Here is a 25,613-nt window from a genome sequence, read left to right on the forward strand (position 1 = left end):
GTTGAGGTGGGGTCGATGTGCAGCGTGAAGTGAGTACGATCGTTGTCAGATGGAGGGTGTATGCGGACGATCCGTACCGTCGGTGATCTTGTCTCGCCTCTGGGGGGATCGATCAACGCGGCGAATGTCATCATGCAACTGGCCGTGCCCGGAGTGGGGCAGGGAGTGATCGAGAGCGCGGTGCACTCCGGCCGGGCGGATCTGCATCCGTCAAGCGCGCCCGCACCACCACGACGTACCTCGCGGTGGCGGTATTCGGCAACGAGGACGATCGCGCCTACGTGCGGGAAGCGGTACGGCGAATCCACGCCCGGGTCGTGTCCGGGCCGGATTCGGTGACCCCCTACAGCGCCAACTCTCCCAAGCTGCAGTTGTGGGTGGCGGTGTGCCTGCTGAAGTACTTCGTCGACCAGTACGAATACCTGCACGGTCCGTTGACCGACGCCGAGTACGAGCGGGTGCTTCGCGACGGGGCCACGTTGGGCACCACCTTGAACGTGCGGCCCGGGGCGTGGCCGGTCACGCGCGAGGAGTACGACAGCGTGTGGCGTGCGGGCCTGGACGAGGTGTCGATGACGGACGAAGTCCGTACCTATCTCGCCGCCCTGGCGGACCTCCGTTTCCTCGAGGTCCGGCTGGGCCGGGCCGGCTACGCGATACACCGAGCGCTCGGCCGCCCGTTCCGGCTCGTCACACGAGGAGCGTTACCGCCGGAATTCCGCGCGGTCATGGAATTCGAGTGGTCGTCGGACGATCAGCGCGCCTTCGCCCGGTACCTGCGCCTGCTGCGCGCCGTGCACCGGCTGACGCCGGGACTGTGGAGCATTCCGTGGAAGGCGTATCTGGTCGACCTGCGCCTGCGGCGCCGCTTGGGCCTGCCCGTCTTCTGACATGCCGCCGCGCCGGTGTCCGGGTGGCCGGAATATCGCCCGCACCGCACCGGTTCGTATAGTTGAGTAATCAACTATTGACGGAGGCTCATCGTGCAGTTCGGCATCTTCACCATCGGCGACGTGACCCGCGACCCCACCACGGGCCGCGTACCCACCGAGCACGAACGCATCGTCGCGATGACGGAGATCGCGCTGAAGGCCGAGGAGGTCGGGCTCGACGTCTTCGCGAGCGGCGAGCACCACAATCCGCCCTTCGTCCCGTCGTCGCCCACCACCATGCTCGGCTGGATCGCCGCCAGGACCGAGAAACTGATCCTTTCCACGGCCACGACGCTGATCACGACGAACGATCCGCTGAAGATCGCCGAGGACTTCGCGATGCTGCAGCACCTCTCGGGCGGCCGCGTCGACCTCATGATGGGCCGCGGCAACACCGGCCCGGTCTACCCGTGGTTCGGCAAGGACATCCGCCAGGGCATCCCGCTCGCGATCGAGAACTACCACCTGCTGCGCCGCCTGTGGCGGGAGAAGGCCCTCGATTGGGAAGGCAAGTTCCGCACCCCGCTGCGCGGCTACACCTCGACCCCCTGGCCGCTCGACGACACCCCGCCGTTCGTGTGGCACGGCTCGATCCGCTCGCCGGAGATCGCCGAGCAGGCCGCGTTCTACGGCGACGGCTTCTTCCACAACAACATCTTCTGGAACCGGGAACACATCCAGCAGATGATCAGCCTCTACCGCACCCGGTTCGAGCAGTACGGCCACGGCGCCGCCGACCAGGCGATCGTCGGCCTCGGCGGCCAGGTGTTCATGGCGGAGACCGAGGAGAAGGCCAAGCGCGTCTTCCGGCCGTACTTCGACAACGCCCCCGTCTACGGTCACGGACCGTCGCTCGAGGACTTCTCCGCGACGACCCCGCTGACCGTCGGCACCCCCGAGCAGGTGATCGAGCGCACCCTGGGCTTCGCCGACTACGCGGGCGACTACCAGCGGCAGCTGTTCCTCATGGACCACGCCGGTCTGCCCCTCGACGTGGTGCTCGAGCAGATCGAGATCCTCGGCCGCGAGGTCGTGCCCGTGCTGCGCACCGAGTTCGAACGACGCCGCCCGGCGCACGTGCCGTCGGAGCCCCCGACGCACGCCTCGCTCGTCGCCGCGGGTCCGGATTCCCCGCACCGCCTCGTGGTTCCCGCAAAGGTGGATCTGTCCGCCGCCGAGGAGGCCGACGCCCGATGAGCCGCCGCATCGTCGTCGTCACCGCCGGGCTCTCGCAACCGTCGTCGACGCGTCTGCTGGCGGACCGGATCGCCGCCGCCGTCACCGCGGCGGTCGGCGCGCGGGGTGAGTCCGCGGATGTCGAGGTGATCGAACTCCGCGATCTCGCAACCGATCTCGCGATCACGGTCGCCACCGGCGGCCTGCCGGCCCCGGCCGTCGCGCGGGCGCGTGAGCAGGTGTCGCACGCCGACGGTCTGATCGCCGTCACTCCGGTGTTCACCGCGAGTTACAGCGGCCTGTTCAAGATGTTCTTCGACGTGCTCGACACCGACGCGCTGAACGGCATGCCCACGATCGTCGCCGCGACCGCGGGCTCGGCCCGGCACTCGATGGTGCTCGACTTCGCGATGCGTCCACTGCTGACGTTCCTGCGCGCGGTGGTCGTCCCCACGGGCGTGTTCGCCGCGACCGAGGACTTCGGCGACGGGGAGGCCGGCGCCGCCCTCGGCAGCCGGATCCGGCGGGCGGCCGAGGAACTCGCAGCGCTCGTCGTCGGTGAACGGACCGGTGTGGACGGCTTCACGCCCGCGTCCTCCCCGGCGCGGCCGCGCTCGTCGGGGAACTCGCTGCGCGCCCCCGGCACGCCGTTCCAGGATCTGCTGCGCGCCCACATGGGTTGAGAACTCGTCGTACCGCGGTGTGGCGCGGAGCGGGCCGGGCGGGCCGTGCCGCATCCGAAACCTGATCACCCGGCCGGCAACCGCGCGCGCAACTCGTCCGCGCCCGGCCCGGACACCAGGGGCAGCGCCACGCGGCGGCCGGTGAGCAGCAACAGGATCGCGGAGATCGGCCCCCGGATCTCCGGCCCCTCCCCGGCCGACCATTCGACGTCCGTGGCGGTGAGCCGGTAGCCGCGCAGCGGAAGGGAGCGGAAGACCCGGGCCTTGCCCCTGCCGCCGAAGGACCACACGCGGGTGGCCGCCGCGGCCGCCGCGGTCACCGGCATCTCGAGGTCGCGGTGCAGCGGGATCGCGATGTCCTGGCCGTGCACGAGGATGTCGCTCAGGGGCTCGAGGCTGGTCAGCCCCACGTTGCGGCGGCGGGAACCGATCGTCGCGCGCAGGTCCGCGATCAACCGGTCGGTCGGCAGGGTCGCCCGTCGGCGGGCGGCGGCGCAGATCATCGAGTTCAGCGGGCCGGGATGACGCAGAACCATCCGGACGCAGTCCCCGACGGTCAGCTGCTGCAGGGTCAGGTGGGCCGCGACGTCGCGTACCGTCCAGCCGTCGCACAGCGACGGCTGTACCCATTCGTCGTCGGACAGCTGCCCGAGCAGGTCGGCCGTGCGTCGTCGCTCGCTGTCGATCGCGGCCCACACCTCGTCGTCGTTCATCGCCGGAGCCTTCCGTCTCAGCGGAACACCGGTGCCCGGGTCCTGGTGCGTTCGAGCTCGAAGACGTCCGCGAAGCCGGACAGCACTCGCGCCCTCGAAGACGCGCACGGCGTCGTGGCCGCGGGGAATCGAGTCCCCGGCGATCGGTTCGCCGGTCATATCGCACCTCCCGGACGGGCACAATCAGTACGATGTTGGTACCAATATAGTTCGATGATCGGACTATCGGCAAGGGAGGATGATGGCCGAGGACCTCAGTGCCGCCGTGCTGATGTTCATCGCCCAGCGTTCGGCGGAGAACCGCATTCTCGCGGCGCTGCGGCGCGCCGGCTACGACGACATCACGCTCGCCCAGGCGCGGGTGGCCGCCCGGATCGGACCCGGTGGGACCCGGCTGACAGTTCTCGCCGAACAGGCCCAGGTGGCCAAGCAGACAGCCAGCTTCCTCGTCGACCAGCTCGAGCGGGCCGGCTACGTCGAACGCACGGTCGACCCCACCGACGCCCGCGCGCGACTCGTGCGGATCGCTCCGCGCGGCGCCGAGGCCGGCCACGTCGCCCGGGCCGAGGAGGCGCGGATCGAGGCCGAGTGGACCGAGCATCTCGGTGCGCGCCGGATGAAGCAGCTGCGCGAGGCGCTCACCCTGCTCCGTGAGATCACCGATCCGTATCGGCCGTCGGGGGAGTAGTCGCCCGGTCACGTCCCACCGGACGTGGGGCGGTCATCCGTCGGTGTCACGCGCGCCGTACATCGGGAACGATGTTGGCGTTCCGATGAAAGACGTTGTGCGGATCGTACTTCGCCTTGATCTCGGCCAGTCGGGCATATTTGGTGGGGCCGTAGGCGGCGCGCACCCGGTCCTGTTCGAACTCGGCCATGGAGTTGACGTACGCGCCGATGCCGACCGAATACGGGCGCAGGGCCTCCCAGACGGACCGCACCCAGGCCCGCTCCGGTGGCAGCAGACCGGGATCGGGACAGACGCCGACGATGAAGACGGCGAAGCGTGGCGTCCGTCCGCCGCCGAAAGCGGTGTCGTCCTCCCTCGTTTCGCAGTACGCCTCGTCCAGCCGGTAGAACAACAGGAGCGACAGGGGCGAGTTCTTCTGCGGCACGACATCGACGACTGTCGCGATCAGATCGTCGGAGAGATCTTCGACGTAGCAACCCTTGTCGTAGCAGTAGAAGCCCCACGCGTTGCCCTCGTCGAGCAGCTGCTGCACGTCGACGTAGGGCATCGGCGTGACGAACTCGAACAGCGGTGGCAGAGCGCGCCGAATCCGCGCCAGCGCGTCCTCGTGCGTCTGCGGTGCTCCGAAACCGGTGACGAGGAAGGCATAGCCGGGCTGGAGGTGGTATTGCTCGGGCACGAACGGGGCGGGTGGGGCGTTCACGCCGGCGATCACAATGTTCAGCTCGCGGGGCAGCGTATCGATGACCTCCCGGGCGAGCCGCAACACCTCGGTGCCTTGATCCAGGCCCCAGAACAGGAGCCCGAACTGCACGACGGGGCCGGCCTCGTGCAGGCGGAACTCGAACTCCGTCACCACCCCGAAGTTGCCGCCGCCGCCCCGGATCGCCCAGAACAGGTCCGGATTCTCGTCCTCGGCGGCACGCAGGATCCGGCCGTCGGCAGTGACGACCTCGGCCGACTCGAGGTTGTCGATGCTCAATCCGGCCTGCCGGGTGAGCCAGCCCATTCCTCCGCCCAGCGTCAGTCCCGCGACACCCGTGTGACTGATCAGACCGGCCGGGACGGCGAGCCCGTGGGCCTGCGTGGCGGCATCGAGGTCACGCAACAGGGCGCCCCCGCCGACCCGTACTCGCCTGCTCTCCGGGTCGACGACGACGTGATCCATCGATCCGAGGTCGATCACCAGGCCGTCGTCGACGACCGAGGCGCCCGCGGTGCTGTGCGCACCCGCGCGCACGGCCATCTCCATTCCGTGCTCGGTCGCGTAGGCGATCGCCGCCTTCACGTCGGCGGTGCTCCGGCATTGTGCGATCGCGGCCGGGCGGCGGTCGATGTCGGCGTTCCACACCGTGCGCGCTTCGTCGTAGTCCGCGTCGCCGGGTCCGAGAACCGGGCCCTCCATCGCGGCCCGCAGCATGCCGAGGTCGCCGGTCGTACGAGTCATGTGTCCTCCAGACGTTGCCGGGAGCAGGCGGGATCGTCTCCGGCGAGGCGTTCGGCGCGTTCCCGGATGCCGAGCAGCATCCTGCGCATCATCGGGAAATCGGCCAGTTCCATCAGCGCGACGGTGAGCGGAAGCGACGGCGTGGGCCGGTAGGAGGCCTTCAACCGGCTCACGAGCCGGGTCCGTCGCCCGTCGTCGATGGGATCGAGGCGCCACGACCACGTCGAATCCGGCTTCGCCCAGACGAGGCAGCGCCCCGGATCGAAGGAGTGCACCCGGAAGGACGTCGCCGCCGTGGCCCGACTCGCCATCGGCGCCGCCACGTCGCCGACCTCGATGCACTGCAGGCGCGGATCGATCGTCGTCGCGCTGGGCCGCCCCAGATTGTCGAGACGGTCGTAGGAGTAGAAGCCGGCCCGGTTGTAGCCGACCTGGACGATCCACGGCCACACGCACTCGGCCGGCGCCTCGATCGTGAGGGCACGGGTCGCAGTGAACGTCGCCGAGGAGAGGATGTCGTCTCCGGGCATCGCACCGGCGTGCTCGGCGGTCGTCGCTCCCCACCGCAGGTGCCACCGGCGGTAGAAGGCGAATGCGCTCACCGCTGTCGCGACGCCTGCGATCGTGAGGATCGCCATGAGGAAACTGTTCCACACCGGAGCCGGGGAGAGAAGGTCCCGGAGGCCCCGCTCATCCGCTTCCCCCGTGAGCCCGGAGGGCGAGGGCGGCCTGTACCACCGCGGCATGGGTGAGCGCCTGCGGGTAATTGCCGAGGTAGGCGCCGGTGCCCGGGTCCACCTCTTCCGGGAGCAGGCCGAGGGGGCCGGCGCGCCGCAGCAGCGTTTCGAACAGTTCCCCGGCTTCGGTCCGCCGGCCGGTGAAGGCCAGCGCCTGGACCAGCCAGAAGGAGCACGGCAGGAACGCGCCCTCGACGCCGGGCAGCCCGTCCTGTCCGGGGGGATATCGGTAGAGCAGAGGGCCTCCGGCCGACAGCTCGCTGCGGATCGCGTCGATCGTGCCGCGCACCCGGTGCGAGTCCGGATCCTCCATGCCCAGGACGGGGAGCACGAGCAGGGCGGCATCGATGTCACGCGACCCGTAGGTGCGGGTGTACCGATTTCCGATCCGGTCGAAGCCGCGGGCGAGCACCTCGTCGGCGAGGTCGTCTCGCGCCGCGAGCCAGCGCCGGCGACGACGGCTGGACAGGCGGTGGGTCTCGGCGATGCGCAGGGCCCGGTCGAGGGCGAGCCAGGCCATCATCTTGGAGTGCACGTGGTGGTCGGCGTCGCCCCGGATCTCCCAGATGCCGGCGTCCGGGTCACGCCACCGTGCACAGACGTGATCGGCGAATCCCCTTACCATGCGCCAGGTTTCCGAATTCAGCGGCCGACCGGAGCGGACGAACGTCCATGCGGCGTCGACGACCCAGCCGTAGCCGTCGAGCTGATGCTGATCGGCCGCGTCGTTGCCGAGCCGCACGGGTACGCTGCCCGCGAAGCCCGGCCATCCCGGCAGGGTGCGTTCGGCGGGGGCGTGCCGGCCGTCGAGGGTGAACAGGACCGGCAGGCGGGGCCGCTGCAGGCGGCTGGCGTGCAGGAGCCATCCGAGGAACCCGCGTGCCTCGTCGACCTTGCCCGCGCCCAGGAAGGCTGCGACGCCGATGCTGGCGTCGCGCGGCCAGGCGTAGCGGTAGTCCCAGTTCCGGACCCCGCCGGGCCACTCGGGTAACGACGTCGTCGGGGCGGCGATCGGCGCCCCCGACGGGGAATACGTGAGCAGCCGCAGCGTCAGCAGGCTTCGCACGACGGCCTCACGACAGGGCAGATCGTGAGCGATCTCCGCCGTCCACGCCCGCCAGCGTGCCTCGTCCTCGGTCACGAGCTCCCAGGCCGCGGAGGGAGGGAGGTGGATCAGCGGCTCGCGGTGGGCCACAGTCAGGACGACGGTGACCGGATGCCGCGGGGTCACGAGGATCGAGGTCGGCCGGCCCGGCGGGATCGGGGTGCCGGAGTCGCAGGCCAGGGACAGGGCGAGCGAGCCCCACTCGCACACGAGGTCGGGACCGCGCCGCACCTTCGGGGGGTGGTGGCGTTCACCGAGCCTCGGATCGAATTCGACGACGGCGCGCGCAGTTTCGCCCTCGACGGAGAGGCGACGCACGAGGACGGTCGCCGGGAGCAGCCGTCCGGCCACCTCCGCGATCATCGCCTCGCTCAGGGTGAGCCGGGTGTTGCCGAGGTCCCAGGTGGTTTCCAGCGTTGCGGTGTGCGTGCGGTAGCGGCGCCGGACGACGGTGGCATGCCCCTCGGGCCCGAGCCGGAACCGCCCCGCCGGCGCTCCGCCGACGAGTCGGCCGAAGACGGGATCTCCGTCGAAGCGGGGCACGCAGAGCCAGTCGAGCGATCCGTCGCCGGAGACCAGGGCCGCGGTGCGGGTGTCGCCCAGCAGGCCGTAGTCCCCGATCCGGGTCTGCGTGCCCGCCCTGTCCTCGATGCCACTCTCGTCGAAATCGGTCATCCTGAAAGTCATTTCAGCGCACCTGGAGAAGAAGGCCGAGTGCGGTGCCGTAGACGAGATGGGCGGCGACGGCGACGGCGGGGGTCTGCGCACCGTAGTTCAGGCCGAGCAGGCCGGGTGGTTCGAGGACCGCGGTGCTCCGCGGCCCGGCTCGATGGGAGGCCATGCGCGGATGCACGCCCGGCAGTAGTGGCAGCAGGACCGTCAAGGCGACCGCGACGTGCAGCAGGCCGAGCAGCATGCCCAGCCACCACGTCGCCCGGTGGAGCAGCGCGAAGGTGGCGGCGTAGCCGAGTGCGAAGGCCTGGCCGATCGCGAGGTGGATGAAGAATCCGACCACCCGGGCACGATCCGGGTCGGCGGTGACGACGGTGCCGAGCACGAGCGGCAGATCCAGGCGGCTGTAACCGGCCAGTTGGGCGGCGATCATGACTGCGGTCAGGGCGGTGGTGGCCACCGATCCGAAGAGCGCCCATCCGGCCCAGTCCATGGCGGAGTCACCTTTCGGTGGGGAGGTCGCTGCCGCCGGTCCACGGTCGCCGTCGGACGTCCGTGAACCGGCGGCTCGGTTTCACGATGTGCCCGGGGTGGGTCCGCGGCGAGTCACCGGGGCGGTGGCCAGCCGGGCCAGGGCGAGGGCGGCGACCGCCAATCCGAAGTCGCGCAGCGCGATGTCGAGGTAGCCGCCGAGGGTGACCAGGTCGACGATGATGCCGAGCAGCCATGCGGCCACGACGTAGCCGCCGATGGCGGGTCTGATCGCGACGACGATGCCGGCGAGGATCTCGACCACGCCGACCGCGAGCATGGCTTGGTGGGCGGTGCCCGGGACGAGGTCGTCGATCCAGGGTGCGAGGTAGCGCTCCCAGTCGGTGAGCAGGTTCGCGAACTTGTCGAGACCGAAGGCGATCGGGGCCACCGTGAACACGGTCCGGAGAAGGACGAATGCCTGGCGGGCGCCGGCGTTCGTGCCGGCCGGGGTGGAGTGGAGCGTGGTGGGGGAGGTGGGCGTGTGGCTCATCGAAGTCTCCTGACTTCTAAGAGAGAGTAGATTTGATTTTAGAAGTGTGACGTAGATTACGTCAAGAAGTTTCTCTTTTAGAAGGGGGAATCGTGCAGGACGAGTTCGCCGAACAGGCGTCGGGGATCGGTGCGCTGGCAGACCCGGCTCGAAGGTCCCTCTACCGCTACGTCGCCGCACAAACGGACGCGGTCGGGCGCGAGCAGGCTGCGGCCGCGGTAGGCCTGCCGCTGCACGCAGCGAGGTTCCACCTCGACCGGCTCGTGGAGGAGGGCCTGCTCGAGACGGAGTACCGCAGGCTCTCGGGGCGGACGGGCCCGGGTGCAGGACGGCCGTCGAAGCTCTATCGGCGCTCGTCGCGCGAGCTGTCGATCTCCCTGCCCGAGCGGCGCTACGACCTCGCCGGGGAGGTTCTGGCGGCCGCGATCGAGCGGTCGATGCGCGACTCGGTGCCCATCGCGGAGGCGGTGCGGACCGCTGCCGTCGAGCACGGCCGGCGTATTGCCGCGAATGCGGCCACCCCGGCCGTGCCCGCCGGAACGGTGCCCGGTCCTATGGACGCGGGAGGTACCGACCTCGAACGTATGGCGCGGCTGCTCGCCCGGCACGGCTACGAGCCGCGCCTGTCCGGCGACGGGCAGATGCGGTTGGCGAACTGCCCGTTCGACCGGCTGGCGAACGAGCACCGTGAACTGGTCTGCGGGATGAACCTCGCCCTGCTCGACGGGGTCGTCGCCGGACTCGGGACCGACCGGCTCTGCGCGGAACTCGCCCCGGAACCGGGGTTCTGCTGCGTCCGGATCCGGGGCGTAGAGCGGTGAGTCGTCGCGGTTCCGGGCCTCAGAGCCCGAGCGCCGCGGCGACCTCCCGCAGGGCCGGAACCGGGTCGTCCCGCATCGGCAGGGCCTGGACCGCGACGTGGTCCGCCCCGGCGTCGAGGTGCTCCCGCAGACGCGACGCGATGTATTCCGCGTCGCCGTGCGCGACGAGCGCGTCGACGACCCGGTCGGTGCCGTCGTTGTCGAGTTCCTCGGCGGTGAAGCCGGTGCGTTCCAGATTCGCACGGTAGTTGCGCAGCTTCAGATACGGGTTGGCCACGGCCTTGCGGCCGATGGTGCGGGCCGTGGCGACGTCGGTGGACAGCACGATCTTCTGCTCGGGGGCGAGCACGGCGCCCGGGCCGAGAACGGCGCGCGCCTCGCGGGTGTGCTCGGGGGTGGTGAGGTAGGGGTGGGCTCCGGCGGCCCGGTCCGCGGACAGCTTCAGCACCTTCGGTCCCAGCGCGGCGAGGACCCGCCGCGCCTCGGGCACGCCCTCGCGGTCGAGCACGTCCAGGTACTCGACCAGGGCCGCGTAGGGCTTGCGGTACGTCTCACCGTGCGCCTCGGGGTGGCCGACGCCGACACCGAGCAGGAAGCGGCCGGGATGGCGTTCCTCGAGCCGGTGGTAGGAGGCCGCGATCTCGTCGGCGGGGGCGGTCCAGATGTTGACGATGCCGGTGGCCACGACGATGTTCTCGGTGGCGTCGAGGAGGCGTTCGGCCACCTCGAGGTCGGCGGGCGGCGAACCGCCGATCCAGATGGTGCCGTAGCCGAGCTTCTCGATCTCGGCTCCGGTCTCCGGTGGGAGGCCGGTCGCGTGCCGCCAGACGCCGAAGCGGCCGAGCGGGGGAGTCTGCGTCGTGTTCTCTGCCTTCGTCGAATCCGTCACGCCGGGTCCAACCTCCGTCGCCGCCGGTTTCATTCCGGGCGGTCGATCGGTGGCGGTCGGCCCGGACCGCGGCCCTGGATGATCGTCCAAACCCCTCCGCCGGACCGCGGCCGACTTTGTAGCTGCGGGCACCCCGGGAGCCGCCCCGCCTGCGCGAGGGTGGAGACACCGGAACGAAGGAGGCTCCCGTGCCGTACACCGTCGCCGAGTTCGACGCCCTGCCGGAACCCGAGGCCGTCGCGCTGCTGACGACCTGCTGCGCCGGCGCGACCTGGGCCGCCCGGGTGGCCGCTGGACGCCCGTACGGCGACCGTCCGGCCCTGCTCGACGCCGTGTCCGTCGCGATCGCGGGTCTCGACGACCACGGCCGGGCCGAGGCCCTGGCCGGGCATCCGCGCATCGGGGAACGTTCGGAGAGCGCGTCGTCGCAGCGGGAGCAGTCGGCCGTCGCCACCGCCGACGCCCGGATCCTTGCCGCCCTCGCCGCCGGCAACCGTGCCTACGAGGACAGGTTCGGGCACGTGTACCTCGTGCGCGCGGCCGGGCGGTCCGCCGCCGAGCTGCTCGACATCCTCCACCGCCGCCTCGGCAACGATCCCGCCACCGAGGCCGCGGAGGTGCGCTCCGCCCTGGCCGACATCACCCGGCTCCGGCTCGAACGTCTCGTGCTCGACGAGGCCGACCTCGCATCCCGCGGGGGCGGGCGATGAGCACCCTCAGTACGCACGTGCTCGACGCCACCACCGGGACTCCGGCAGCCGGAGTGCACGTCGCCCTGGCCGGCGCGGACGGCAGCGTCCTCGGGACGGGACGCACCGACGACGACGGCCGGATCCGCGCACTGACCGACGAGCCCCTGCCGCCCGGCACCTACACCCTCACCTTCGGCACGGGCGACTGGTTCGCCGAGCGCGACATCGTCCCCTTCTATCCGGAGGTCGTCGTCACCTTCCGGATCTCTGTGGCCGGCAATCACTTCCACGTGCCGCTGTTGCTGTCCCCGTTCGCCTACTCCACCTACCGCGGGAGCTGACCCCATGACCGAACTGACCGGCAAGATCGTTCTCGGACCGCACCAGTACGGCAAGGCCGAGAACCGCGTGGTGCGGATCCATCGCGACACCCCGCGGCACGAGATCCGCGACATGAACGTCTCGTCCTGCCTGCGCGGCGACTTCGGCGCCGCGCACCTCGAGGGCGACCAGGGCACCGTCCTGCCCACCGACACCCAGAAGCAGACGATCTACGCCTACGCCAAGGGCGTCGAGTTCGTCGAGACCTACGCCCTCGCCCTCGCGCGGCACTTCGTCGACGACGTCGAACCCGTCCACTCGGCTCGCATCGAGATCGAGGAATACGCCTGGGAGCGCGTCGCCGTCGACGGTGTGGGGCACGACCACACCTGGACCCGGAAGGGCTCCGAGGTACGCACCGCCGCGGTGACCGTCCAGGGTTCCGGCCGGGCGCGCCGGGAATGGGTGATCGGCGGGCTGAAGGACCTCGTCGTACTCAAGTCCACCGGTTCCGAGTTCGCCGGGTTCCTCACCGATCCGTACACGGTCCTCGAGCCGACTCGCGACCGGGTGATGGCGACGAGCCTCGTCGCGAGGTGGCGGTTCACCACGACCGACGTCGACTGGGACGCCACCTACGCCGGGATCAAGGCGACCATGCTCGAGCGGTTCGCGAACCTTCAGTCGAAAGCACTGCAGCAGACTCTTTTCGAGATGGGACGCGCCGTGCTCGAGAAGTACCCGTTCGTCGCCGAGATCCGGCTGTCGGCCCCCAACAAGCATCACTTCGTCTACGACCTCGAGCGGTTCGGCGTGGTCAACGACAACGAGGTCTTCCACGCCGACGACCGGCCCTACGGCCTCATCCAGGCGACGGTGCAGCGCGAGGACGCCCCCGACGCCGGGATCGCCTGGGACGCCTACACCGGCGCCGTCTGACGGGCCGCTCTCATGCCAGGGCGCGCACGGCGAGGTACACGTCGAGCCGGTCGCCGATGCGTCCGAGGTCGCGGCCGGTGAGTGCCTCGACGCGGCCGATCCGGTAGCGGACCGTGTTCAGGTGCACGTGCAGTCGGTCCGCCGTGCGGCGCCAGGAGCCGTCGCAGTCGAGGAACGCCTCGAGGGTGGCGAGCAGCCCGGCGTCGGTGCGCCGGTCGTGCTCGAGCACGGGCCCGAGGATGCGCCCGGCGAACGCGCGGCGCAACTGATCGGGAACGGCGGTGAACAACCCGAGCGCGGAATCGAGCTCGGCCGCCCGCACGCACACCGCCCCCGCGTCGCCGCGCGCCGCGGCGACGGCGGCGGCCGCGGAGCGCACCGCGCCGTCAACGGATTCGCCTGTGCCGCAGGCACTGACACCGACGAGTAGGCGAGTCCGGGCCAGCGCGGGAGCGAGGCGCCCCAGGCGCCGCCGCAGCGCGGCAACCACCTCGGACTCGTCGCCGTCGACCAGCGCGACGACGCGCCCGGCGACGTCGACGGTGGTGACGGCGCCGGACAACGCGTCCTGCACGGCGGCCCGCATCGCGGCGCGCTGCTCCGGGGTGCCGGCCGGGGCACGGTCGACCACCACGGCGACCGGTGATCTGCCGCAGTCGATGTCGCCCCCGGGGGGCGTCCGGTCCGCGGCCTCCCACCCGAGCCGGCGGCGTTCCTCCCGCCGCACCCGGTCGAGGGCCGCCACCGCGGCGAGTTCGCCGAAGGCGTCGAGGCACTCCGCGTCCGGGGTGCCGGCGTGCCGGACCACGAGGTACCACGAGCCGATCCGGTCGGCGAGCCCCGAACCGACGGGCAGCACCGTGTATCCCCCCGCCACCTCGGCGGGCAGGCGATCGGCGGTCAGCGCGGTCCTGGTGAGGGCGTCGACATCCTCGTCGGGCAGGGGATCGGCGCCGGCGACGGGCATCCCGGTGGCGGTGAGCAGCCACGCCGACACCCCGAACTCCCGGGCGGTCCGGTCCGTGAGTTCGTCGAGGCTGCACCCGTCGGCGACCGCGGTGAGCAGCCGTCGCTGCCGGGCCAGGCCGGTCTGCAACCGGTCCATCCGCGCCCCGGCCATCCGGCCGGTCATGTACTCGATGACCCGGCTGAACGGCACCTCCTCGGGCACCGAGAGCAGCGGTATCCCGTGCCGGACGCAGGCCTCGACCACGTCGGACGGCACCTGCCCGTGCAGCGCCTCCCCGGCGGCGAGGGCGGAGACCCCGGCGCGGGCGAGCAGCGTGACGAACAGGTCCGCGTCCGCCGCGGTGCGCCGCCAGACGAGGCCGGTGAACACCAACGATCCCGCGCTCACGTAGCGGGTGGGATCGGGCATGTCGGTCGTGCACGCCCGCAGCACCGGGCGGGTGAGCGCATCGGAGTCGCCGTGCAGCAGGCGGATTCCGAGCTCCGGTGCGTCGAGGACATCCTGTAGCAGCACGGCGTTCACCTCCGGGTGACGGGTTTGGACGATCGCACAATACGAAGCCGATATTTCGGTTCCGTTTCGTGTGTGCCGACCGGGATGTTGCGGTTTCCGGGGCGTTGACTGGGAGCGTCGACGAGCGTGAGGAGCAACGCCGATGCAGCCGAACACCACCCGGCCGATCGTGATCCAGGGCGCGCACGTGGTGACGATGGACGCCGGACGGGCCGAGTACCGGCGCGGGCACGTCGTCGTCGAGGGCAACCGGATCGTCGCCGTGGGCGCCGGCGAGCCGCGCGGCTACGCCGACGCCACCCTCGTGGACGGCACCGGCTGTGTGCTGACGCCCGGCCTGGTGAACACCCACCACCACCTGTACCAGTGGATCACCCGAGGCCTCGCCGTCGACCACACCCTCTTCGAGTGGCTGACGACGCTGTACCCCGTCTGGGGCGGGATCGACGCCGACGCCGTGCACGTCGCGGCGAAGGGCGCCCTCGCCCACCTCGTCCGCACCGGCTGCACCACCAGCACCGACCACCACTACGTGGTCCCGCGCGACGGCGGCGACGTCTTCGGTGCGGAGATCGCCGCGGCCGCGGACGTCGGCGTCCGGTTCCACCCGTGCCGCGGATCCATGGACCTCGGCGCGAGCGCGGGCGGCCTGCCGCCGGACCACGTCGTCGAGGACCTCGACACCATCCTCGTCGAGAGCCAACGGGCCGTGGAGAGGTGGCACGATCCGTCGTTCGGGTCCATGCTGCGGATCGCGCTCGCACCGTGCTCGCCGTTCTCGGTGAGCACGGAGTTGCTGAAGCAGTCCGCGGTGCTCGCCCGCGATCTGGGGGTGCGGCTGCACACCCACCTCGCGGAGACCCTCGACGAGCAGGACTTCTGCATGGAGCGGTTCGGCTGCAATCCGGTGCAGTACATGGAGTCGCTCGACTGGACAGGCCCCGACGTCTGGTACGCGCACGCCGTGCACCTGGACGACCGCGACATCGGGGTGCTCGCCGCCTCGGGCACGGGCGCGGCGCACTGCCCGACGTCCAACGCCCGCCTCGGTGCCGGCATCGCCCGCGCCGCCGACCTGTACGCGGCGGGGGTGCCGCTCGGTCTCGGGGTCGACGGGGCGGCGAGCAACGAGTCGTGCTGCATGCTCGAGGAGGCCCACCACGCCGCGCTGTTCGCCCGGGCCCGCAGCGGGCCGCGCGCGATGACGGTCCGGCAGAGCCTGGAACTGGCGACCGTCGGCGGGGCGCGGGTCCTCGGCCGGGAGAACGAGATCGGCTCCCTGGAGGTCGGCAAGCTTGCCGACCTCGCGCTGTGGCGGATCGACACGCTCGCCCATGCGGGCATCACCGATCCCGTCGCGGCGCTCGTGCTCGGCTCCCAGCCGCCGCTCGAGCTGCTGCTGATCGACGGTCGCGAGGTGGTGCGCCGCGACGAGGTGCGCACCGTCGACGAGACGTCGGTGGCCGCGGAGGTTGCCGCCGCGCACGACGCCCTGGTGGCGAAGGCGGGGTGAGCGCATGGACCTGCACACCGTGACCGCATACGACATAGCCTGCGCCCGAGAGGATCTCGTCGCCGATGCTGCTACGGCGTTCGTCGGCGGCGGGACGTGGCTGTTCTCCGAGCCGCAGCCGCACCTGCGCCGGCTGTTGGACCTGTCCGGGCTGCGCTGGCCCGCTCTGACCGTCACCGACGCCGGTCTCGAGATCGCGGCCACCTGCACCGTGGAACGCCTCGCCGCGCTGTCGGGCACCGAAACATGGCCGAGCGCAGCGCTGTTCCATCAGTGCGCGGCGGCACTGCTCGCCTCGTGGAAGATCTGGAAGCGCGCCACCGTCGGCGGCAATGTCTGCCTCGCGTTCCCGGCGGGGGCGATGATCTCGCTGTCCACGGCGCTCGACGCCACCGCCCTGATCTGGGCGCCGGACGGCGCGGAGCGACGGATTCCCGTGCAGCAGTTCGTTACCGGAAACGGAACGAATCTGCTCGGGCCGGGCGAGGTGCTGCGCAGCGTGCACGTCCCCGCGGCGGCGCTGGCGTCGCGCACCGCGTTCCGCAAGATCGCGCTCGCCCCACTCGGCCGCTCCGGCGCGGTGGTGATCGGCCGCGTCGGCCCCGACGGCGCCTTCACGCTGTCGGTGACCGCCGCGACCGTGCGGCCCTACGTGTTCCGATTCCCCGAGCCACCCACGCCCGGCGAACTCGCCGACGCGCTGCGTACCGGTGTGCCGGCCGACGCGTACTTCACCGACGCGCACGGCGCCGCCGACTGGCGCCGCGCCGTCACCGCCGTCCTGGCCGACGAGATCCGAGAGGAACTGTCGTGAGGTTCACCGTCAACGGCCGCGAACTCGACGCCGACCCCCGGCCGGGACAGTGCCTGCGCACGCTGCTGCGCGAGCACGCCCACTTCGAGGTCAAGAAGGGCTGCGACGCCGGCGACTGCGGCGCCTGCTCGGTCCTCGTCGACGGAGAGGCGGTGCACTCGTGCGTCTTTCCCGCCGTGCGTGCCGAGGGCCACGCCGTGACCACCGTCGCCGGCCTCGGTACCGGTGACGATCTGCATCCGCTGCAGCAGCGGTTCGTCGACGCCGCCGGGTTCCAGTGCGGATTCTGCACGGCCGGAATGATCGTCACCGCCGCCACCCTGACCGACGACGATCTGACGGACCTGCCGAACCGGCTCAAGGGGAACCTGTGCCGGTGCACCGGCTACCGATCCGTCGACGACGCGCTGCGCGGCGTCACCAACGTGGAGGCGCCCGCGCCGGGGCCCTCCTGCGGGCGGTCCCTGCGTGCCCCGGCCGCCGCGCGGGTGGTGACCGGCGCCGAGCCCTACACCTTCGACACCACCGTCGCCGGTGCGCTGCACGTCGCCGTGCTCGGCAGCCCGCACGCCCACGCACGGATCGTCTCGATCGACACCACCGCCGCCGAGGCACTGCCCGGCGTGCACGCGGTGCTCTGTCACCGCGACGCCCCGGCCGTCGCGTACTCCACGGCCCGCCACGAACACCGGGACGACGACCCCGACGACACCGTGCTGTTCGACCGGATCCTGCGCCACCACGGGCAGCGGGTCGCGGCCGTCGTCGCCGAGACCCCGGCGCTCGCACAGGAGGGATGTCGCCTGCTCGCCGTCGAATACGAGGTGCTGCCGTACGTCCTGGACCCGGACGAGGCGCGCCGGCCCGGCGCTCCGCTGCTGCACGCGGACAAGGGACCCGAGAACCGCATCGCCGATCCGTCGCGCAACCTCGTCGCCGAACTGCACGGCGAGGTCGGTGACGTCGACGCCGGTGTTGCCGCGGCCGCCGCCGTCGTGCGCGGCCGGTGGCAGACGCAGCGCGTGCAGCACACCCACCTCGAGACCCACGGCGCCATCGGGTGGATCGACGGCAGCGGTGATCTCGCGACCGGGGGCCGCCTGGTGATCCGCAGTTCCACGCAGGTGCCGTTCCTCGTTCGCGACGAGCTGTGCCACATCTTCGGTCTCGACCGCGATCGGGTACGGGTGTTCGCCGCGCGCGTCGGCGGCGGCTTCGGCGCCAAACAGGAGATGCTCGCCGAGGACGTCGTCGCGGCGGCCGTCCTGCGCACCGGACGCCCGGTGCAGTGGGAGTTCACCCGCACCGATCAGCTCACCGTCGCGCCGTGCCGGCATCCGATGCGCGTGGACGTCACGGTCGCGGCCGGTGCCGACGGCGTCCTCACCGCCCTGGCGATCGATGTGCTCTCCGACGCGGGCGCCTACGGAAACCATTCGGCGGGAGTGATGTTCCACGGATGCGGCGAATCCGTCGAGGTGTACCGGTGCCCGAACAAGCGGGTCGACGCCCAGGCCGTGTACACCAACAACCGTCCCTCCGGCGCGTTCCGCGGTTACGGGCTGGGGCAGATCGTCTTCGCAATCGAGTCGGCGATGGACGAGCTCGCCGTCGAACTCGGCATGGACCCGTACGAGTTGCGGCGGCGCAACGTCGTCGTGCCCGGCGACGACCTGGTGGGTGCGCACCCGGAGGGCGGCGATCTGATCTTCGGCAGCTACGGGCTGGACCAGTGCCTGGACCTGGTGCAGGACGCGATGCGCCGAGGCGGTGCCGGGGAACCGGCCGGGCCGCAGTGGCGCGTCGGTGAGGGCATGGCCCTGGCGATGATCGCGTCGAACCCGCCGGGCGGGCACGTCGCCGACACGTCCGTCGAACTGCTGCGCGACGGCACCTATCTCGCGCGGGTCGGCACCGCCGAGTTCGGCAACGGCACCACCACCGTGCACACCCAGGTCGCCGCCACCGAGCTGGCCACCCACCCCGACCGCATCCGGATCCGCCAGTCCGACACCGACGTCACCACCCACGACACCGGTGCGTACGGATCGTCGGGGACGGTCGTCGCCGCCAAGGCCCTGCTCGCCGCCGCGCGGGAACTGCGCCGGCGGATGGTCAAACTCGCCGGACAGATCACCGGCACCGACCCCGACGACGCGGTGCCCGAGGCGGACGGGGTGCGTGCGGGCGGCCGCCTCGTCAGCCCCGGCGAACTGCTCGACGCGGCCGGCGGCACGCTGCGGGCCGAGGGCAGCCACGGCGGCCTGCCCCGCTCGTTGTCGTTCAACGTGCAGGCCTTCCGCGTCGCCGTCGACGTGCGCACCGGCGAGCTGCGGATCCTGCAGTCGGTGCAGGCCGCCGACGCCGGCGTCGTGGTCAACCCCGAGCAGTGCCGCGGCCAGGTGGAGGGCGGCGCCGCCCAGGCGATCGGGGTCGCGCTGTACGAGGAACTCGTCACCGACGACACCGGCCGCGTCGTCACCGATGCGCTGCGGAACTACCACATTCCGCAGTACGCCGACCTGCCCCGCACCGAGGTGTATTTCGCCGACACCTACGACGCGCTCGGCCCGATGGGCGCGAAGTCGATGAGCGAGGCGCCCTTCAACCCGGTGGCGCCCGCGCTGGCGAACGCGGTGCGCCGCGCGATCGGGGTCCGGCCGCACGAGCTGCCGCTCTCCCGCGACCGGATCTGGCGGCTGCTGCAGTGATCGGCGCCGGTTCCGTTGGCCCGCCCGTGCCGAGCGAATGTATCGCTCACTCGATCAGGCCGACGGAACGATACATTCGCTCGAGGAGGGGAGGGGCGAACAGGCGGTCTCAGGGGTGGCGGCGCCGCAGCAGCAGGTAGACGATCAGGGCCACCAGCGCCGACACGGCCACTGCCGGGCCGACGCGCTTGAGTACGGACCCGCGGGCGTACTGCATCAGGTCCAGCGGCGCGGCCTCGGTGGGCTGTGGTGCCGCCGTCACCGGCACGGCCGGGGTCACCTCCGGGGCCCCGCCCGCCGGGGGTGGGGGCGCGGCGGCCTCCGGCATCGGCACCGGGGCGGGCGGGCCACCGAGCTTGTCCGCCAGGCACGCCGTGAACTGCTCGATGATCTTGCCGCCGACGTCGGAGATCATGCCCCGCCCGAACTGGGCGGGCTTGCCGGTGATGGACAGGTCGGTCACGACGGTGCCCTCGGTGCGGTCGCCGTCGCCGACGAGGGTGATCGTGAACGTCGCGTTCACGGTGCCGTTGCCGCGCGAGTCCTTCGCGGCGGCCTCCATGACCGCCCGGCGGGCCTGCTCGTCGGTCTCGACGAACTCCCCGGTGCCCTTGTACAGCAGCTGTACCGGTCCCATCTTGATCTTCACCGTGCCGGTGAAGGTGTTGCCGTCGACGCCGGTGAGGGTGGCGCCGGGCATGCAGGGTGCCACCTTCTCGGGGTCGAGGAGTGCCGTCCACACCTCGTCGATGGGTGCCGGCACGGACATGTGGTGTTCGAGTTGCATGGTTCGTCTCCAGTGTGTGCTCAGGCGACGTCCGCTGCCGTCGCCACGGCACGGCGCGTGAGCACCCGCGCGAGCTGGCGGCGGTAGTCGGCGTCGGCGTTGCCGTCGCTCATGGGTGAGGTGCCCTCGGTGGCCTGCTCGGCGGCGGCACGGACGGTGTCCGCCGTCGCGGGCTGCCCGACGAGGGCCCGCTCGACGGCGTGCGCCCGCACGGGCACGGCCGCCATGTTCGTCAGCGCCACCCGGGCCTGACGGATCGTGCCGCCGTCCGTCTGCACGGTGGCGGCGACCGCGACGATCGACCAGGCGTGGGCCACCCGGTTGAACTTCTCGTACCGCGCCGCCCATCCCGTGAGCTTGGGGATCCGCACCTCGACGAGGATCTCCTCGGGCTGCAGGGTGGTGGTGAAGTAGTCGTCGAAGAACTCCGCGACGGGGATGCTGCGCCGCCCCGACGGTCCGGCCGCGACGAGGGTGGCCTCGAGGGCGAGCACCGGCGCGCCGAGATCCCCGGCCGGATCGGCGTGGGCCAGGGCCCCACCGAGGGTGCCGCGGTGCCGGATCTGCGGGTCGGCCACCGTGCTCGTGGCTTCGGCGAGCAGCCGCGCGTGTTCACGCACGAGCGGATCGTGGATCACGTCGTGGTGGGTGGTCATCGCGCCGATCACGAGGTCGCCGCCGTCCTCGCGCACCCCCCGCAGGTCGGGGACGCGCCCGAGGTCGACGAGCGTGGTGGGGGCGGCCAGCCGCAGCCGCAGCACCGGCATCAGGCTCTGCCCGCCGGCGATGATCTTGGCGTCCTCCCCGGCAGCGGCCAGCGCGGCGACGGCCTCGTCGATGGTGGTGGGCGCGACGTAGTCGAACGTCGACGGAATCATCGGGCACCTCCCTGAGCCGATTGCCGAGCTGATTCGACGGCGTGCCACACCCGCATCGGGGTGCACGGCATCTCGATGTCCCGCACGCCGAGGTGGCGCACGGCGTCGAGGACGGCGTTGACCACCGCCGGCGTGGAGGCGATCGTGCCGGACTCGCCGACCCCCTTGACGCCCAGCGGGTTTCCGGTCGCGGGGGTCTCGGTGCGGTCGGTGGTGAACGTCGGCAGGTCCGCGGCCGACGGCAGCAGGTACTCGGCGAACGAACCGCTGAGCAGGGTGCCGGACTCGTCGTGGACGGCCTCCTCGTACAGGGCCTGCGCGATGCCCTGGGCGAGGCCGCCGTGCACCTGCCCCTCCACGATGAGCGGGTTCACGACGTGCCCGACGTCGTCGACGCACACGTACGAGCGGATGCGCACCTGCCCGGTCTCGGTGTCCACCTCGGCGGCGCACAGGTGCGTGCCGTGCGGGAACGAAAAGTTGTCCGGGTCGTAGGTGGCCTCGGAATCCAGGTTCGGCTCGATGCCTTCGGGCAGGTCGGCCGCGGTGAACACCGCGAGCGCGATGTCGCTCATGCCCACGGCCTTCTCGGTACCCCGGACCCGGAACCGGCCCTCGGCGAACTCGAGGTCGTCCTCCGAGCACTCCATCATGTGCGCCGCGATCGGGCGGGCCTTCGCGATCACCTTCTCCGCGGCCTTGACCACGGCCATACCGCCGACGGCGAGGGACCGGGATCCGTAGGTGTCCAGCCCCTTCGGCGAGGTCTGCGTGTCGCCGTGCAGCACCTCGATGTCCTCGAACGGCACTCCGAGCCGGTCGGCGACGATCTGGCTCCACGCCGTCTCGTGGCCCTGCCCGTGCGACGACGAACCGGTGACCACCTCCACCCGGCCGGTGGGCAGCATGCGGATCGCGGCGTGCTCCCAGCCGCCCGCCCCGTAGTTGAGCGAGCCGAGTACCCGCGACGGCGCCAGGCCGCACATCTCGGTGAAGGTCGACACCCCGATGCCGAGCTGGACCGGGTCCTGCCGGCGGCGGCGTTCCTCCTGCTCGCGGCGTAACTCGTCGTACCGGAACAGATCGCGGGCCTTCGCGGTGGCCGCCTCGTAGTTGCCCGAGTCGTACGTCAGGCCCGCGACGGTGTCGAACGGGAACTCCTCGTGCCGGATCCAGTTCTTGGCGCGCAGCTCGAGCGGATCCATCGACAGCTCGGCGGCGAGCTCGTCCATGATCCGTTCGATCCCGAACGTCGCCTCCGGCCGGCCCGCCCCGCGGTAGGCGTCGGTGGGCACCTTGTTGGTGAACACGTTGGTGCACGAAAAGTGGTAGGCGCCGAACTTGTAGATGCCGTTGAACATGAACGCGCCCAGGATCGGTACGCCCGGGGTGACGAGCCTCAGGTAGGCGCCCATGTCGGCGAGCAGCTCGACCTTCAGGCCGACGACGGTGCCGTCGCGGCGCGCGGCGAGGGTGAGCTTCTGGATCTGGTCGCGGCCGTGATGCGCCGCGACCATCGACTCGCTGCGGGTCTCGGTGTACTTGACCGGTTTCCCGAGCCGGCGCGCGACGAGCAGTGCGAGCAGTTCTTCCGGGGTCACCTGCAGCTTGCCGCCGAAACCACCGCCGACGTCCGGTGCGATCACCCGCAGCTTGTGCTCGGGGATGCCCAGCGTCATCGCCAGCATGATCTTGAGAATGTGCGGGATCTGCGTGGCCGACCACACGGTGATCTGCGGCCCGGTCGGGTCGACGACGACGGAGCGCGGTTCCATGAACGCCGGGATGAGCCGCTGCTGCCGGAACGTGCGCTCGACAACGACCTCGGCGTCGCGGATGGCCTGCTCGACGTCGCCGCCGGTGCCGGCCTCGGCGGAGTCGAACGTCCAGGTGGCGCTGACGTTGGTGCCGAGGTCCGGGTGCACGAGGTCGGCGCCGTCGCGGGCGGCGGTCGCCAGGTCGAGGACCACGGGCAGCTCGTCGTAGTCCACGTCGATCGCCTCGAGGGCGTCGTGGGCCTCGTAGGCGCTGCGCGCGACGACGAGGGCGACGGCCTCCCCGGCGAAGTTGACCGTGTCGACGGCCAGGGACGGCGCGGGCGGGATCTTCATATCGGGGGTGATCACCCACGCGCACGGCAGGCTGCCCTGCTCCGGCGAGGCGTCCGCGCCGGTGAGCACCGCCACCACGCCGGGTCTCTGCCGTGCTTCCGACGTATCGATCGAGGTGATGCGGGCGTGGGCGAACGGGCTGCGCAGGATCGCCATGTGCAGCATCCCGGGGAGGACGAGGTTGTCGGTCCAGCGGGTGCGCCCGGTGACGAGGTGCTCGTCCTCCTTGCGCCGCCGCGACTGGCCGATCTCGGGTTCGACGGTGCTGGTCATCGCCCGCCTCCTGCCGTCGTGTTGTCCGTCTGCAGTTCGGCGGCCCGGGCCTTCTGCGCCGCGTCCAGCGCCGCCCGCACGATGTTCTGGTAGCCGGTGCAGCGGCACAGGTTGCCCTCGAGACCCAGCCGCACCTCGTGCTCGTCGGGATCGGGGTTCTCCTCGAGCAGGTCGATCGTCGACATGATCATGCCGGGCGTGCAGTAGCCGCACTGCAGTGCGTGGTTGTCGTGGAATGCCTGCTGGACGGGGTGCAGCACGCCGTCGCGGGACAGGCCTTCGACGGTCGTGACCTCCGCACCGTCGGCCTGCACGGCGAGCACCGAGCAGGATTTGACGCTGCGGCCGTCGAGGTGCACGGTGCAGGCACCGCAGTTGCTGGTGTCGCAGCCCACCACGGTGCCGACCTTGCCGAGCCGGTCGCGCAGATAGTGCACGAGCAGCAGCCTCGGTTCCACCTCGTCCGTGTAGGTCGTCCCGTCGACGGTGACAGTGATGCGCATCGGGCCTCCAATGCCGGGAACATCCGGGATCCAAGATCGTCGAGAAGTGTTCACTGACACTGTGCTCCAACGATGACCACCGAATACGCCGATTCGCCGAATCGGTGGCGGAACAACCTCGTTCCCGCGCGGGTGGCGGCGGGACGGGGGAATCCGACTCGCGAAGCCGACCCGCGGCAGGGCATTTTCGGTCCGCGTGCGGGGTACCCCCCGGGCATGGATCAGTCCGAAACTCCCCTGCTGGATGCACTGGATCAGTACCACCGGCTCGACCGTTACGGCTTCTCCCCGCCCGGCCACCGCCAAGGCCGCGGTGCCGACCCGCGGGTGAAGAAGGTCCTCGGGCTCGACACGTTCCGCTCGGACGTGCTCGCCTCGGGCGGCCTCGACGACCGGAAGTCGGGTAACGGCTACCTCTCGCGGGCCGAGCAGCTCATGGCCGAGGCGGTCGGAGCGGAGCAGGCGTTCTTCTCCACCTGCGGCAGCTCCCTGTCGGTGAAGGCCGCGATGATGGCGGTGGCGGGCAACGATCCGGGGGGACTGCTCGTCGGCCGGGACTCGCACAAGTCGATCGTCGCCGGGCTGATCTTCAGCGGCGTCACGCCCCGCTGGATCACCCCCCGATGGGACGAGGAGATGCACTTCTCCCATCCGCCGTCGCCGGACCAGGTGCGCGCGACGTGGGAGAAGTACCCGAATGCGGCCGGCGCGCTGATCGTCAGCCCGAGCCCCTACGGCACGTGCGCGGACCTCGAGGGCATCGCGAAGGTCTGCCACGAGCGGGGCAAGCCCCTCATCGTCGACGAGGCGTGGGGCGCGCACCTGCCGTTCCACGACGACCTGCCCACCTGGGCCATGGACGCCGGCGCCGACATCTGCGTGGTCAGCGTCCACAAGATGGGTGCCGGATTCGAGCAAGGATCGGTGTACCACCTACAAGGCGACCTGGTGGACGGGGCGCACCTGTCGGCCTGTGCCGACCTGCTGATGACCACGAGCCCGAACGTGATGATCTACTCGGCCATCGACGGGTGGCGCCGGCAGATGGTCGAGCACGGCGCCGAGTTGCTCGGTGACGCACTGCAGCTGGCTCGGCGTACCCGCGACCGGATCGCCGCGATCGACGGGCCGACCGTCCTCGAGGACCGGTTGCTCGGCGAGGAGGCCTCGCACGATCTCGATCGGCTGCAGATCCTCCTGGACGTGAGCGAACTCGGCGTCTCCGGCTATCAGTGCAGCGACTGGCTGCGCGAGCACTGCCGGCTCGACCTCGGCATGACCGATCACCGGCGCATCCTGGCCACCCTCTCCATGGCGGACGACGAGGGCACCACGGACCGGCTCGTCGCGGCGCTCGAGTCGCTGTCGCAGGCCGCGGAGTCGTTCGATCCGCCGCCGAAGATGTATCTGCCGAGCCCCGGCGAGCTGCAGCTCGACTCGGTGATGTCGCCGCGCGACGCGTTCTTCGGCAGGGCGGAGATGGTCGACGCAGGCCGGGCCGCCGGGCGCATCGCGGCCGAGCAGATCACCCCCTATCCGCCGGGCATTCCCGCCGTCGTGCCGGGTGAGCGGCTCGACGACGCCGTCGTCGACTACCTGCGCAGCGGCGTTAACGCCGGGATGGTGATTCCCGACGCGACCGACACCTCGCTCGAGAAGTTCCGGGTCGTCGCCGAGGGCTGAGCGCGGTTCCCGGGC

At 71.2% G+C, this 25,613-nt stretch carries 24 protein-coding genes; 12 read left to right on the forward strand and 12 right to left on the reverse strand.

All coding sequences use genetic code 11. The features are described 5' to 3' along the window. Positions 1-245: 245 nt before the first annotated feature. The 3 genes from A4U64_RS25600 (at position 246) to A4U64_RS25610 (ending at position 2,791) form a co-directional block, all read left to right on the forward strand. Positions 246-890 (forward strand): oxygenase MpaB family protein, encoded by a 645-nt coding sequence (locus A4U64_RS25600; protein WP_232334135.1) that lies wholly within the window; start codon positions 246-248, stop codon positions 888-890. Positions 891-983: 93 nt separating this feature from the next. Then, positions 984-2,129: an LLM class flavin-dependent oxidoreductase gene (locus A4U64_RS25605; protein ID WP_006932509.1), complete on the forward strand. Its 1,146-nt coding sequence runs from the start codon at positions 984-986 to the stop codon at positions 2,127-2,129. Then, a complete protein-coding gene (locus tag A4U64_RS25610; RefSeq protein WP_050036127.1) occupies positions 2,126-2,791 on the forward strand; it encodes an FMN reductase in 666 nt (221 codons plus the stop codon). Before A4U64_RS25605 ends, A4U64_RS25610 begins: the two co-directional genes overlap by 4 nt. A 65-nt stretch (positions 2,792-2,856) precedes the next feature. Here the strand turns inward: A4U64_RS25610 and A4U64_RS25615 are convergent, their stop codons facing one another. Continuing rightward, the gene (locus A4U64_RS25615; protein ID WP_029546648.1) at positions 2,857-3,504 is read right to left on the reverse strand and encodes a maleylpyruvate isomerase family mycothiol-dependent enzyme; all 648 of its coding nucleotides are present in this window, start codon (positions 3,502-3,504) and stop codon (positions 2,857-2,859) included. 241 nt (positions 3,505-3,745) lie between these two features. Between A4U64_RS25615 and A4U64_RS25620 the strand changes: the two genes are divergently transcribed. Continuing rightward, on the forward strand, positions 3,746-4,192 hold the full coding sequence (locus A4U64_RS25620; RefSeq protein ID WP_080688420.1) for a MarR family winged helix-turn-helix transcriptional regulator: 447 nt from the start codon (positions 3,746-3,748) through the stop codon (positions 4,190-4,192). A gap of 46 nt (positions 4,193-4,238) precedes the next feature. On the opposite strand, the gene A4U64_RS25625 is transcribed toward A4U64_RS25620, so the two are convergent. The 5 genes from A4U64_RS25625 to A4U64_RS25645 all read right to left on the reverse strand — a co-directional run bounded on the left by A4U64_RS25625 (position 4,239) and on the right by A4U64_RS25645 (position 9,180). Then, positions 4,239-5,642: an FAD-binding oxidoreductase gene (locus tag A4U64_RS25625; RefSeq protein WP_029546646.1), complete on the reverse strand. Its 1,404-nt coding sequence runs from the start codon at positions 5,640-5,642 to the stop codon at positions 4,239-4,241. Next, positions 5,639-6,280, reverse strand: a complete 642-nt coding sequence (locus tag A4U64_RS25630) for a hypothetical protein (RefSeq protein ID WP_006944155.1) — start codon at positions 6,278-6,280, stop codon at positions 5,639-5,641. The genes A4U64_RS25625 and A4U64_RS25630 overlap by 4 nt, the downstream gene beginning before the upstream one ends. 52 nt (positions 6,281-6,332) lie before the next feature. Further along, positions 6,333-8,171, reverse strand: a complete 1,839-nt coding sequence (locus tag A4U64_RS25635; RefSeq protein ID WP_084648704.1) for a glycoside hydrolase family 15 protein — start codon at positions 8,169-8,171, stop codon at positions 6,333-6,335. A 1-nt stretch (position 8,172) separates the two neighbouring features. After that, positions 8,173-8,649 (reverse strand): hypothetical protein, encoded by a 477-nt coding sequence (locus A4U64_RS25640; protein ID WP_006944153.1) that lies wholly within the window; start codon positions 8,647-8,649, stop codon positions 8,173-8,175. Between the two features lie 81 nt (positions 8,650-8,730). After that, a complete protein-coding gene (locus A4U64_RS25645) occupies positions 8,731-9,180 on the reverse strand; it encodes a hypothetical protein (RefSeq protein ID WP_006944152.1) in 450 nt (149 codons plus the stop codon). A gap of 92 nt (positions 9,181-9,272) precedes the next feature. Here A4U64_RS25645 and A4U64_RS25650 point away from each other — a divergent pair, with 92 nt between their 5' ends. Continuing rightward, positions 9,273-10,001: a helix-turn-helix transcriptional regulator gene (locus A4U64_RS25650; RefSeq protein WP_065923313.1), complete on the forward strand. Its 729-nt coding sequence runs from the start codon at positions 9,273-9,275 to the stop codon at positions 9,999-10,001. 19 nt (positions 10,002-10,020) lie between these two features. Here A4U64_RS25650 and A4U64_RS25655 read toward each other — a convergent pair whose 3' ends face one another. Further along, positions 10,021-10,923 carry an LLM class F420-dependent oxidoreductase gene (locus A4U64_RS25655; RefSeq protein WP_029546642.1) on the reverse strand — a complete coding sequence of 301 codons (903 nt, stop codon included), beginning with the start codon at positions 10,921-10,923 and terminating at the stop codon, positions 10,021-10,023. Between the two features lie 155 nt (positions 10,924-11,078). Between A4U64_RS25655 and uraD the strand changes: the two genes are divergently transcribed. Genes uraD through pucL form a run of 3 tightly spaced genes read left to right on the forward strand, consistent with a single transcriptional unit; the run spans position 11,079 to position 12,842 of the window. Further along, positions 11,079-11,600: a 2-oxo-4-hydroxy-4-carboxy-5-ureidoimidazoline decarboxylase gene (gene uraD / locus A4U64_RS25660; RefSeq protein ID WP_065923314.1), complete on the forward strand. Its 522-nt coding sequence runs from the start codon at positions 11,079-11,081 to the stop codon at positions 11,598-11,600. Next, a complete protein-coding gene (uraH, locus tag A4U64_RS25665; RefSeq protein WP_006944145.1) occupies positions 11,597-11,923 on the forward strand; it encodes a hydroxyisourate hydrolase in 327 nt (108 codons plus the stop codon). Before uraD ends, uraH begins: the two co-directional genes overlap by 4 nt. Before the next feature lie 4 nt (positions 11,924-11,927). Further along, positions 11,928-12,842 (forward strand): factor-independent urate hydroxylase, encoded by a 915-nt coding sequence (gene pucL / locus A4U64_RS25670; RefSeq protein WP_065923315.1) that lies wholly within the window; start codon positions 11,928-11,930, stop codon positions 12,840-12,842. A gap of 10 nt (positions 12,843-12,852) precedes the next feature. Here pucL and A4U64_RS25675 read toward each other — a convergent pair whose 3' ends face one another. After that, positions 12,853-14,325, reverse strand: coding sequence for a PucR family transcriptional regulator (locus A4U64_RS25675; protein WP_065923588.1), 1,473 nt, complete (start codon positions 14,323-14,325; stop codon positions 12,853-12,855). A 142-nt stretch (positions 14,326-14,467) separates the two neighbouring features. On the opposite strand from A4U64_RS25675, the gene A4U64_RS25680 reads away from it, so the two are divergent. The 3 genes from A4U64_RS25680 to A4U64_RS25690 are packed head-to-tail and all read left to right on the forward strand — an operon-like array spanning position 14,468 to position 19,363. Then, positions 14,468-15,838 carry an 8-oxoguanine deaminase gene (locus A4U64_RS25680; RefSeq protein WP_006944138.1) on the forward strand — a complete coding sequence of 457 codons (1,371 nt, stop codon included), beginning with the start codon at positions 14,468-14,470 and terminating at the stop codon, positions 15,836-15,838. A 4-nt stretch (positions 15,839-15,842) separates the two neighbouring features. Then, positions 15,843-16,652 (forward strand): FAD binding domain-containing protein, encoded by an 810-nt coding sequence (locus tag A4U64_RS25685; RefSeq protein WP_065923316.1) that lies wholly within the window; start codon positions 15,843-15,845, stop codon positions 16,650-16,652. After that, positions 16,649-19,363 carry a molybdopterin-dependent oxidoreductase gene (locus A4U64_RS25690; protein WP_065923317.1) on the forward strand — a complete coding sequence of 905 codons (2,715 nt, stop codon included), beginning with the start codon at positions 16,649-16,651 and terminating at the stop codon, positions 19,361-19,363. Before A4U64_RS25685 ends, A4U64_RS25690 begins: the two co-directional genes overlap by 4 nt. Before the next feature lie 109 nt (positions 19,364-19,472). On the opposite strand, the gene A4U64_RS25695 is transcribed toward A4U64_RS25690, so the two are convergent. Genes A4U64_RS25695 through A4U64_RS25710 form a run of 4 tightly spaced genes read right to left on the reverse strand, consistent with a single transcriptional unit; the run spans position 19,473 to position 23,915 of the window. Beyond that, complete coding sequence (locus A4U64_RS25695; RefSeq protein ID WP_065923318.1) at positions 19,473-20,150, reverse strand: SRPBCC family protein; 678 nt, start codon at positions 20,148-20,150, stop codon at positions 19,473-19,475. Positions 20,151-20,170: 20 nt separating this feature from the next. After that, positions 20,171-21,028 carry an FAD binding domain-containing protein gene (locus A4U64_RS25700; RefSeq protein ID WP_029546635.1) on the reverse strand — a complete coding sequence of 286 codons (858 nt, stop codon included), beginning with the start codon at positions 21,026-21,028 and terminating at the stop codon, positions 20,171-20,173. After that, the gene (locus A4U64_RS25705) at positions 21,025-23,412 is read right to left on the reverse strand and encodes a xanthine dehydrogenase family protein molybdopterin-binding subunit (protein ID WP_029546634.1); all 2,388 of its coding nucleotides are present in this window, start codon (positions 23,410-23,412) and stop codon (positions 21,025-21,027) included. Before A4U64_RS25705 ends, A4U64_RS25700 begins: the two co-directional genes overlap by 4 nt. Then, positions 23,409-23,915, reverse strand: coding sequence for a (2Fe-2S)-binding protein (locus A4U64_RS25710; RefSeq protein WP_006944121.1), 507 nt, complete (start codon positions 23,913-23,915; stop codon positions 23,409-23,411). Before A4U64_RS25710 ends, A4U64_RS25705 begins: the two co-directional genes overlap by 4 nt. A 216-nt stretch (positions 23,916-24,131) precedes the next feature. Between A4U64_RS25710 and A4U64_RS25715 the strand changes: the two genes are divergently transcribed. Further along, the gene (locus A4U64_RS25715) at positions 24,132-25,598 is read left to right on the forward strand and encodes an aminotransferase class I/II-fold pyridoxal phosphate-dependent enzyme (protein ID WP_065923589.1); all 1,467 of its coding nucleotides are present in this window, start codon (positions 24,132-24,134) and stop codon (positions 25,596-25,598) included. Positions 25,599-25,613 lie beyond the last annotated feature (15 nt).

Origin of the sequence: Rhodococcus sp. WB1 (genome assembly GCF_001700945.1) — a bacterium.
Classification (GTDB): domain Bacteria; phylum Actinomycetota; class Actinomycetes; order Mycobacteriales; family Mycobacteriaceae; genus Rhodococcus; species Rhodococcus aetherivorans.